The sequence below is a fragment of the Oscillochloris sp. ZM17-4 genome (genome assembly GCF_019599295.1).
In the GTDB taxonomy this organism is placed as follows: domain Bacteria; phylum Chloroflexota; class Chloroflexia; order Chloroflexales; family Chloroflexaceae; genus Oscillochloris.
Window position 1 is genome coordinate 90,930 of sequence record NZ_JAIEWN010000004.1, and the last position, 9,364, is coordinate 100,293.

A 9,364-nucleotide genomic window follows, 5' to 3' on the forward strand; every position below is an offset into this window, starting at 1 on the left:
GCGGGGCCACCGACGCTCCCAGGTGTACCCAGCGCGTATTCGCGCTAACAGCGTTTTTTAGGGCATCAGCCCTAAATGGTATGCCCCGTGCTATAATTTCCGCCGAGATCTGGGGCATAGCACAAGGTGAGATCTATGGCGCGCACATCGACGAACCGACGGGAGATACTTCGCGCCGAGCTGCTGGCACTCTTCCAGTACGCTACCGAGGCCGATATCGACGCCCAGATCGACCGGCTCCTGGCCGAGGTGCTAGAGGACGACCCGCTCGCCGCGCCGCTGCCGCTCATCCCCGATGACCAGAGCGAGGATGATCGCATCGTCATCACCGGCATCGGCGTTGTCTCACCCTTCGGCGTCGGCGTCGGGCCGTTCTGGGAGGGGCTGGCCGCCGGGCGCAGCGCCATCGGACGGATCACCCGCTTCGACCCTGGCGCCTTCCCCTGCCAGCTCGCCGGCGAGGTTCCGGACTTCGCCCCGCAGGAGTTCATGGACGCCAAGGAGGCTCGGCGCATGTCGCGCTCCAGCCAGCTCGCCGTGGCCGCCGCGCGCATGGCCGTCGACGCGGCCGGGCTGCGCATCGACGCTGGCAACCGCGATGATGTCGGCACCCTGATCGCCTGTGGCACGATATCGATGCCCGACGTGGAGCAGGCCGTGATCACCATGGTGCAGCGCGGCCCGATGAAGATCAGCCCCTTCTTCATCCCGGCGGCCGTGCCGAACATGCCCTCCAGCCAGGTGGCCATCCAGCTCGGCCTGCGCGGCCACATCTCGGCGATCAGCACCGCCTGCGCCGCCAGCTCCCAGGCCATCGGCGAGGCCGCCGAGATCATCCGCCGCGGCGACGCCGAGGTGATGCTGGCCGGCGGCGCCGAGGCCCCGATCACCGCCCTCAGCCTCGGCGCCTTCTGCGTGATGCGCGCCCTCAGCACCGGCTATAACGCCGACCCGGCCCGCGCCTCGCGGCCCTTCGACCTGGGCCGCGACGGGTTCGTCTCCGGCGAGGGCGCCGGCGTCTTCGTGCTTGAGCGCCTCTCCAGCGCCCGCCGCCGCGGCGCGCCCATCCTCGCCGAGCTGATCGGCTACGCCGCCACCGCCGACGCCTACCACGTCACCTCGCCCGACCCGGAGGGCCACGGGGCGGCCCGCGCCATGCGCCGCGCCCTCCAGCGCGCCCGGGTCGACCCCCAGCAGGTGGACTATATCAACGCCCACGCCACATCCACCCTGCTCGGCGATGTGGCCGAGACCAGGGCGATCAAGCAGGTCTTCGGCGAGTACGCCCACAGCGTCCCGGTCAGCGCGATCAAGTCCATGACGGACTGGCGGGGCGACGGGCGGGCCGGACTGCGCACGGTGGCGACGGCCCTCGGCGTGCGGGGCGCGGTGTGGATCTTCCAGGCCGCCGGGCTGCTCTTCATCGCGGTGGCCCTGCTGCCCTGGCTGGCCGGCCTGGCCGGGGCGGCCTACCTGCTGGCCCTGCTGCCCTGCGCGGTGCTGCCGACCATCGCCGTGATCATCATGCTGGCCCGCAGCGCCGACGATGCGACGATCACCCTGGCCCTGAAGATCATGCGCTATATGTGGATCAGCAACCTCCTCCCGATCTTGCTGATGAAGTAAGTTGAGCAAAACCCCCACAGCTATCGTCATCGGCGCAGGCGTCGCCGGGCTGGCCGCCGCCCGCCAGCTGCGCGCCCGCGGCGCCCGCGTCATCGTGATCGAGTCTGAGCCGACGGTGGGCGGCCGCGTGCGCACGCTGGTCGAGCAGGGCTGCCAGATCGAGCTGGGCGCCGAGTTCCTGGCCAGCTTCTACACGCGCACCCTGGCCCTGATCGATGAGCTCGGCCTGCGCGGCGACCTGCGGCGCATCCCGAGCAGCTCGGCCATCCTGCGCGACGGGCGATTCCACTCGCTCTGGCCGAGCGCCCGCCTGGCCCTGACCGCACTGGTCGGGCCACGACACAAGCTGGCCCTCTCCTACCTGCTGGCCTCGCTGGTGCGCCACTCCCCCCTGCTCGACCTGGCGGCCTTCCAGAAGGCCCACCCGATCGACGACTCCTCGGTGAGCGACTACGCCCGCGCCCACCTCTCCGAGGATCTGCTGGAGTATGTGCTCCAGCCCCCGCTCTCGGGGATCTTCTACTGGACGCCGGAGCGCACCTCGCGGGCGTTGCTGATGCTGGTGCTGCGCGCGGGCCTGAGTCACCCGGCGGGGCTCCAGCTCTTCACGCTGCGCCAGGGGCTCGGCCAGCTGTCCCAGGCCATGGCCGCCGGCCTGGACGTGCGGCTGGGCGCGCGGGTCTGCGCGGTGGAGCGCCGGCCCGGCGGGGGCTTCCTGGCGCGCCTTGAGGGCGGCGCCCAGGGCCTCGCGGCTGATATGGTCATCTGCGCGACCACGGCCAGCGCCGTGCCCGGCCTGATGCCCTGGCTCGGCGACGAGCGGCTGGCCTTCTTCCGCGGGGTGCGCTACTCGTCCACCGCCCTGCTGGCCACCGGAACCTGCGGGCGGCTCCCGAGCGACTTCTACGGCCTGCTGTTCCCCCGACGCGAGTCGGCCTTCCTGGCCTCGGCGACCATCCAGGCGGTGAAGAGTGACTCGGCCGCGCCGCCCGGTCGCGACACCCTGGCCCTGCACCTCTCTGGCCCGGCGATGGCCGGCCTGCGCCAGTGCGACGACGAGGCGCTGACCGGCCTGATGCTCGCGGAGCTGCGCCGGCTAGCCCCGCGCTACGACCCGACCGCGCGCGCGGTCTTCCAGCGGCTCTACCGCTGCCCCGAGGCGCTGCCCGAGTTCGATGTGGGCCACTTCCAGCGGCTCCAGCGGCTCGCCGACGGCGAGCACGGGCCGGCGGGGCTGGCCTTCGCCGGCGACTACCTGGGCGGCCCCTTCGTCGAGGGGGCCATCCTCAGCGGCGAGGCGGCGGCGGTAAGGGCGATGCGGATGAAGTAGGGGCGCAGCAGTAGGACGCGTAGGGACACATCGCGCTGCGGCCTGCGGCGTCCTACTGCTGCGCCCCTACGTGTCCCGGTACACCCGGTACTCGCGCACGAGGTGCTCGATGAACAGCTCGGGCTCGCCGCCATCGGGCAGGCCGAGGCGGGCGCGCAGGGCGGCGGCGAGCTGGGCGGCCATGCGGGCGCGCGGCTCGGGGGCGAGCCGGTCGCGGCGGCGAAGGAAGTCCTGGGCCAGCTCGTAGTCATCGGCGGCGATGCGCTGCAGGTCGGGCAGCAGCGGCGTGGGCGGGGCGTCGGGCGCGCGGGGCGGGATGAGCACTGGGGCCGACTGGGCGGTGAGGCGGTCGAGCGAGATCGCCGCGCCCTCGCGCACCACCAGGGTGCCGGCGGCCAGGTCGCCAAGGCGGCGCGATCGCCGGTCGGCGAACATCACCAGGGTGCCGAGGCCGTAGCCGAAGGGCAGAAAGTCAACGATCCGCACGAGGTTGCGCACCGCCGAGGCGCTCGCCGTAAGCGGGCGCCCGCCCTCGCGCACCGCGCGCAGGCCGAGCGCGCGCTTGCCCGGAGTCTGCCCGGCCCAGACGAGCTCGAAGGCCAGGTAGTAGCCCCAGAGCGCGGCGAAGGAGAGCAGCGACCATGCGGCCAGCACCAGGCTCCCGGCGGCCTCGTCAACCAGCTGGCCGACGGCGAAGAAGAGCGCCGCCCCAAGGCCGCCCAGGACGAGCAGGATCAGCAGCGTGTCGATCGCCGCCGCCAGACAGCGCGAGCCGAGCCCGGCCACGTCGTAGGCCAAGTCGATGATCTCGGGCGTCTCGACGAGGTAGCGGTCGTCCATAGGGTACAGGGTACAGGGTACAGGGTACAGGGTACAGGGTACAGGGGACAGGGTACAGGGTACAGGGTACAGGGGACAGGGGACAGGGGACAGAGCGCGATGTCCGACCTATCCCCTGTACCCTGTACCCTATACCCTAGAGCGCCGGCCGCTCGGCGTCATCGGGGGGCGAGGAGGCCAGGTCGGCCTCGTGGAGCTCCTCCAGGTGGCGCATATCGTTGATATCGAGGGCTTCCCAGCTGCTCTTGCCGCAGCGCACGATGCTGATCGAGGTGTTGCCAATGTGCGGGAAGCGCTTGAATCCGTCGCCGTGGTAGCTCTCGACGTGGGCCAGGAGCATGCGGATGCAGCCGCCGTGGGTCACCAGCGCGATCGTCTCACCGTCGCGGTGGGCGATGATCGCCTCGACGGCCTCGACCACGCGCTTGCGCAGGGCCGACAGCGTCTCGCCGCCGCCGCGGGGGATGTCCTGGCCCTCCTCAAGCAGCTTCGCCTCGATCGGGAACTGCTCGCGGATCTGGTCGTAGTGCAGGCCGCTCCAGGCCCCAATGTCGATCTCGCGGAGGGGCGGGTAGAGCTGCACGGGGACGCGCACGGCGGACCCGAGCTCCCATGCGGTCTGGTAGGCGCGTGCGAGGTCGCTGCTATAGATCGCGTTGAACTGGATCTGCTCAGACTGAAGCCGCTGGGCGAGCAGGCGGGCCTGGCGCAGGCCCAGGTCGTTCAGCGGCACATCGGCGTGGCCCTGCCAGCGGCCCGCCAGGTTCCAGTCCGTCTCGCCGTGGCGGATCAGGTAGATGGTGCTGGTCATCAATGATGCTCCTCACTCCTCGCGCGCCTTTGCGATGGCGCCTGTGCGGCCACCCACGCGCCATCATACCATGACCAGGGGCGAACGACCAACGGCGGGCGGCGACGCTGCGCTCGTTCGTCCGATGGTTGACAATCGGTTATGACACAGGTACGATCTCATGACCGCCTGGCGCATGGGTCGCCCGGCGCACACGCGATAGGGGTTGCCCCATGTCAACGCTGATACTCTACAATGGCCCGATCTACACCCTCGACCCGCAGCACCCCGTGGTGCGGGCGGTGGCCATCCGCGACGGGCGTATCGTCGCGATGGGCAGCGAGGGCCACGTGCAGGCCGTCACCGCCGCCGCCGGGCGCAGCGAGGGCATCAACCTCCAGGGCCGCGCCGTGGTGCCCGGCCTCACCGACGCCCACGTCCACATCACCTTCCAGGGGCTGGCCAGCCAGGACGTGCGCCTGGGCGGGGCGGCCAGCATCGCCGAGGCGGTGGGCCGCGTGGCCGACCGCGCCGGCGGCATGATGCCCGGCGCATGGCTGCGCGGCGGCGGCTGGGACCACTCCGCCTGGGGCGGCCAGTGGCCCGCGCGCAGCGACCTCGACGCCGTCTGCCCGACCACCCCGGTGGTCCTCTCGCGCAAGGACGGCCACTCGCTCTGGGCGAACAGCGCGGCCCTGGCGGCGGCCGGGATCACCGCCGCCACGCCCGACCCGTCGGGCGGCCAGATCCAGCGCGACCACGACGGCGAGCCGACCGGGATCCTGCTGGAGACGGCCATGGATCTGCTGCGCGCCGTCGTGCCGCCCCACAGCCGTGAGGAGCGCCAGGCCGCGCTGCGCCTCGCGCTGCGCGAGGCCCTGAGCTACGGCATCACCAGCATCCACATCCCCACCAGCACCGGCCCCACCGACGGCCGCGAGACCCTGATCGACCTGCAGGATCTGCGCGGGCGCGGCGAGCTCAGCCTGCGCTGCCTCTCCACGATCTCGGTCGATGACCTGGACGCGGCGATCGCCCTGGGGCTGAAGAGCGGCCTGGGCGACCCCTGGCTGCGCGTCGGCGGCCTGAAGATCTTCGCCGACGGCTCGCTCGGCTCGGAGAGCGCCGAGATGCTCAGCCACTACGAGGGCCGCCGCCACCTGGGCATCGCCACCATCGAGCGCGATGTGCTTGAGGAGACGGTGGCCCGCGCCAACGCCAACGGCATCAGCGTGATCATCCACGCCATCGGCGACGCGGCCAACCGCAAGGTGCTCGACGCGATCGAGCTGGCCCGCGGCGACGGCCCCCCCCCGGCACTGGCCATGCCAAACCGCATCGAGCACTGCCAGGTGCTCCACCCCAAAGATGTCGGCCGCTTCGCCGAGCTGGGCGTGATCGCCTCGATGCAGCCCATCCACTGCACCAGCGACATCGAGACCGCCGATGAGCTGTGGGGGCCGCGCTGCAGCCTCGCCTACGCCTGGCGCACCCTGCGCGACAGCGGGGCCACCCTGGCCTTCGGCTCCGACGCCCCCGTCGAGACGATGAACCCCTGGGCCGGCGTCCACGCCGCCGTCACCCGGCAGCGGCCCGGCGGCGTCCCGCAGGGCGGCTGGCACCCCGAGCAGTGCCTCACCGTCGCCGAGGCCCTTGAGGCCTACTGCGTCGGCCCGGCCATCACCAGCGGCGAGGCCGACATCAAGGGCCGTGTCGCCGTCGGCATGCTGGCCGACCTGGCCGTCCTCACCGGCGACCCGTTCCGCAGCGCGCCGGGCGAGCTGCACGCGATCACCGCCGCGATGACCCTCGTCGAGGGCAAGGTTGTGTTTGAGCGGTAGGGGGCCTCCGGCCCCCAGGAATCCATACATATATGGCTGAGACTGCCAGCTTCGCTGGCAATCTCGGCCATATATTATGGGCGGCAGCCCTTGCAAACAGGTGTGGGGCTGCGCCCCACTGAGAGAAGAGAGAAGAGCGCTATGTTTCGCAACAGACAGCTGATGGCCGTGGTGAGCGGCCACTTCATGATCGATGTGCTCAACAGCACCGGCGCCGTGCTGCTCGCCGTGCTGGCCGTGCCGCTCGGCCTGAGCAACGGGCAGATCGCCGCCGCCCTGACGGCATACCTGTTGATCGGCTCGCTCTCGCAGCCGCTGTTCGGCCTGCTGGCCGACCGGCTCCACGGCCGCGCGCTGCTGCTGGCCGCCATCGGCGTGGCCTGGATGGGCCTGTTCTACAGCCTGGTGGCCCTGGCGCCGAGCTGGGCGCTGCTGCTGCCGGTCTTCCTGATAGCGCCCCTGGGCAGCGGCCTCTTCCACCCCGTCGGCACGGCCTCGGCGGCCCTGGCCGAGCCCGACCGGGCCAGCAGCGCCACGGCGATCTTCTTCTTTGGCGGCCAGGCCGGCCTGGCCCTCGGGCCACTCCTGGCCGGCTTCCTGGCCGGGAGGTTCAGCAGCATCGGCATCATCCCTCTGGCCGTGCTCGCCTTCATCCCGGCCGCGCTGCTCTTCTTCAGCAGCGGCTCGCAGGCTGGCCGCGCCCAGCGCGTCGCCCGGCCCGAGCGCGCCGCGCCGCCGCGCCAGCAGATCGCCATCAGCCTGATCATCGCCTTCGTCGCCCTGGTGGCCGTCCGCTCGTCGATCCAGGCCACCTACCAGGCCTTCCTGCCCAAGCTCTTCAGCGACCGCGGCTGGGACCCGACGCTGTTTGGGCTGCTGGCCGGCGTGTTCATGGGCGCCGGGGCCATCGGCCAGGTGATCAACGGCAACCTGGCCGACCGCTTCGGCATGCGGGTGACGGTCGTCTGGCCGCTGCTGCTGAGCGTGCCGGTGGGCATGCTCTGCTTCCTGTCGCCGTCCACCTGGGTGATCTTCGCCGCCTGCGCCGCCACCGGCCTGCTCGTCGGCGGGCAGCACAGCGTGCTGGTGGTCTACGCGCAGCGGCTCCTGCCGGTGAAGCAGAGCTTCGCCGCCGGGCTCATCCTCGGCTTCACCTTCGCCAGCGGCGCGATCGGCACCTGGCTGGCCGGCACCATCGCCGATGTCGTCGGCCTCCAGACGGTGATGCTCTACCTGACGCTGCTGGGCGTGCCGGCGGCCATCCTCGGCTTCACCCTGCCCGGCCGCAGCCGCCCCTTGGCGGTGCCGGCCGCCGTGCCGGCCGGGGATTAGGCCATTGCAGATTGCAGATTGCAGATTGCAGATTGCAGATTGCAGATTGTCCGGCAATCTACAATCTGCAATCTACAATCTGCAATTAATCACTGGCTCAGGGCGCGCACCGCCCGCAGGCTGGCCGCCGCATCGAAGCGGGGGATATACTCCAGGCCGACGAAGCCCTGGTAGCCACACTCGCGCAGCAGCCCGAAGATATGCTCGTAGTTGATCTCGCCGCTGCCGGGCTCGTTGCGGCCGGGGACATCGGCCACCTGAATGTGGCCGATCAGGTCGAGGTTCTCGGTGATGCGCCGGCTGAGGTCGCCCTCGGTGATCTGCTGGTGGTAGATATCGAAGCAGAGGCGGACATTGGGGCTGCCCACGGCGCGCACGATCGCGAAGCCCTCGTCCGAGGAGCTGAGGAAGGTGCCCGGGTGATCGCGCTGGTTGAGCGGCTCCAGCACCAGGGTCACATCGGCGTCGGCGGCCGTCTCGGCGGCGGCCTGGAGCGCCGCGACCATACTGGCCTGCTGCTCCTCGCGGGGCACGCCTGGGAGGGCCGGGCCGCTCGAGACGATCAGGTTCGCGCAGGAGAGGTCGAAGGCCAGGGCGGCGGCGCGGTTAATATCGGTGAGAAACTGCGGGCGCTGGGCCGGGTCCACCAGCGAGGTGGTGCTGCCGACAAAGGCGCTCACCTCCAGGCGCAGGGCCATCTTCAGGGCGAGGGTGATGTTCATATCCTTACCCTGGCGGCCCCAGAACTCGAAGGCGGGGAAGCCAAGATCGTGAACATACTCCAGGCGCTGCTCGAAGGGCTTCTCGTGAAAGAGCGTCTCCACGCAGACCGAGAAGCGTAGTGGTGGGGTCGCCATAGTCGCACCTCATCAATCCAGCTGATCCCTGGAAGCCCCGTGATGCCCACGCCGAACGGGCGCACCATATCGATGGCAGGGAGATTGCTTGCCTTATTGTATCGCACATCGGCAATTTCGCCATCCGCGCGCTACCCCCCATCCCAGCCGATGGCGCGGGCCAGGGCGGCCTCGACAAGGCCGGGGGCGAGGCGGGCGGCCAGGAGGCTCAGCCGGTCGCCTAGTGTGACGTAGGCCAGGCGCGGCTCGCGGCGGGCCACGCGCAGCAGGGCCAGGGCCACCGCCTCGGGCGGCACGCCCCTGGGTGCCACGCGGCGGCGCTCGCTGCCCCGGCCGAGCCGGCTCCGGCTGAACTCGGTGCGGGTGGTGCCGGGGCGCAGCACGCTCACCGCCACCCCCGCGCCGCGCAGCTCCATGCGCAGAGCCTCGCTCATGCGCTCAAGGGCGGCCTTGGCCGCCGCGTAGCCGCCCAGGTAGGGCAGGGTCTGCTCGGCCAGCACCGACGAGACGTTGATGATCTGGCCCCGGCCCTGGCGGCGCATGATCGGCACGGCGGCCTGACATAGGCGCAGCGGGCCGAGCAGGTCCACGGCCAGCGCCCGCTCCAGGTCGGGCACGTCCAGCTCGGCCACCGGCCCGGCCAGGCCCACCCCGGCGTTATTGACCAGGATGTCCACCCGCCCGCAGGCGGCGGCGGCCCGCGCGAGCAGCGCCCGGCACTGCGCAGGGTCGGCCACATCGGTCGGGA

General features: G+C 71.2%; 8 protein-coding genes. 4 read left to right on the forward strand and 4 right to left on the reverse strand.

From position 1 onward, the window contains the following. The first annotated feature begins 135 nt into the window (after nt 1-135). Together K2Z83_RS05325 and K2Z83_RS05330 are read left to right on the forward strand one after the other, a co-directional pair. Nucleotides 136-1,626: a beta-ketoacyl-ACP synthase II gene (locus K2Z83_RS05325; protein ID WP_255603344.1), complete on the forward strand. Its 1,491-nt coding sequence runs from the start codon at nt 136-138 to the stop codon at nt 1,624-1,626. A 1-nt stretch (nt 1,627) separates the two neighbouring features. Next, on the forward strand, nt 1,628-2,956 hold the full coding sequence (locus tag K2Z83_RS05330; RefSeq protein WP_220594144.1) for an NAD(P)/FAD-dependent oxidoreductase: 1,329 nt from the start codon (nt 1,628-1,630) through the stop codon (nt 2,954-2,956). Nucleotides 2,957-3,022: 66 nt separating this feature from the next. On the opposite strand, the gene K2Z83_RS05335 is transcribed toward K2Z83_RS05330, so the two are convergent. Next, a complete protein-coding gene (locus K2Z83_RS05335) occupies nt 3,023-3,796 on the reverse strand; it encodes an RDD family protein (RefSeq protein ID WP_220594145.1) in 774 nt (257 codons plus the stop codon). A gap of 136 nt (nt 3,797-3,932) precedes the next feature. Continuing rightward, complete coding sequence (locus K2Z83_RS05340; protein WP_220594146.1) at nt 3,933-4,607, reverse strand: histidine phosphatase family protein; 675 nt, start codon at nt 4,605-4,607, stop codon at nt 3,933-3,935. A gap of 212 nt (nt 4,608-4,819) precedes the next feature. Here K2Z83_RS05340 and K2Z83_RS05345 point away from each other — a divergent pair, with 212 nt between their 5' ends. Both K2Z83_RS05345 and K2Z83_RS05350 read left to right on the forward strand, forming a co-directional pair. Further along, nucleotides 4,820-6,427, forward strand: coding sequence for an amidohydrolase (locus K2Z83_RS05345; protein ID WP_220594147.1), 1,608 nt, complete (start codon nt 4,820-4,822; stop codon nt 6,425-6,427). 141 nt (nt 6,428-6,568) lie between these two features. Continuing rightward, nucleotides 6,569-7,759: an MFS transporter gene (locus tag K2Z83_RS05350; RefSeq protein WP_220594148.1), complete on the forward strand. Its 1,191-nt coding sequence runs from the start codon at nt 6,569-6,571 to the stop codon at nt 7,757-7,759. Between the two features lie 89 nt (nt 7,760-7,848). Here the strand turns inward: K2Z83_RS05350 and K2Z83_RS05355 are convergent, their stop codons facing one another. Continuing rightward, nucleotides 7,849-8,616: a hydroxypyruvate isomerase family protein gene (locus tag K2Z83_RS05355; RefSeq protein WP_220594149.1), complete on the reverse strand. Its 768-nt coding sequence runs from the start codon at nt 8,614-8,616 to the stop codon at nt 7,849-7,851. Between the two features lie 131 nt (nt 8,617-8,747). Further along, nucleotides 8,748-9,364, reverse strand: a 617-nt coding sequence (locus K2Z83_RS05360; protein ID WP_220594150.1) for an SDR family oxidoreductase, incomplete at its 5' end; no start/stop codon positions are given.